The sequence below is a fragment of the Streptomyces olivaceus genome (assembly GCF_000721235.1).
Lineage (GTDB): Bacteria > Actinomycetota > Actinomycetes > Streptomycetales > Streptomycetaceae > Streptomyces > Streptomyces olivaceus.
Window position 1 is genome coordinate 1 of sequence record NZ_JOFH01000128.1, and the last position, 809, is coordinate 809.

The 809-nt window shown below is 68.9% G+C and carries 2 protein-coding genes; both read left to right on the forward strand.

All coding sequences use genetic code 11. From position 1 onward, the window contains the following. Positions 1–610 (forward strand): phosphopantetheine-binding protein (locus tag IG94_RS39475; protein WP_169752454.1); only part of this gene is annotated, 610 nt, incomplete at its 5' end. After that, positions 574–809 (forward strand): condensation domain-containing protein (locus IG94_RS43050; RefSeq protein WP_169752456.1); only part of this gene is annotated, 236 nt, incomplete at its 3' end. The genes IG94_RS39475 and IG94_RS43050, both read left to right, overlap by 37 nt.

Consider the following 809-nt stretch of genomic DNA (forward strand, 5'->3'; position numbering starts at 1 on the left):
CCAAGCCGCCGTCATCGTCCGCGAAGACCAACCCGGCGACCAACGCCTCACCGCCTACACCGTCAGCACCAACACCACCGACACCAGTGACCTCCACGCACACGCCGCGGCCCACCTGCCCGCCTACATGATCCCCTCCCACTTCATCACCCTCGACGAACTCCCCCTCACCCCCAACGGCAAACTCGACCGCAACGCCCTGCCGACGCCCGAATACGACCAGCACACCAGCGAAGGACGCGCACCCCGCACCCCCCACGAACAAGCCCTCTGCACCCTCTTCGCCGAAGTACTCGGCGTCGACTCGGTCACCATCGACGACGACTTCTTCCACCTCGGCGGCCACTCCCTCCTGGCAACCAAGCTGGTCAGCCGCATCCGGACGGACATCGGTGCAGAGCTGCCCATCCGGCAGCTGTTCGAGACGCCCACCGTCGCCGGTATCAGCGCCGTCCTGGGCAAGGACACCGCACCGAGCCGCCGCACCGTGACCGCGGTGGATTCGCGGAGGACGCCGAGGGCGCGCACCAGATCGTCCGGGGCCCGGCCGACGCCCGGCCGGAGTTCACGATCGTGGAGACGGACGAAGCACGTCTGCGTGACGACCTGACGTGGGCGGCCGGCCACCCCTTCGACCTTGCGGCCGAAACCCCGTTCCGTGCCTCGCTGTTCGCGTTGTCCGAGGAGGAACACGTACTCCTCCTGCTGACGCACCACATCGTGAGTGACGCATGGTCCAGGGCTCCGCTGGCCCGCGACCTCACGGCCGCCTACGCGGCCCGCGTCCACGGCTCCACGGCACCGGAATG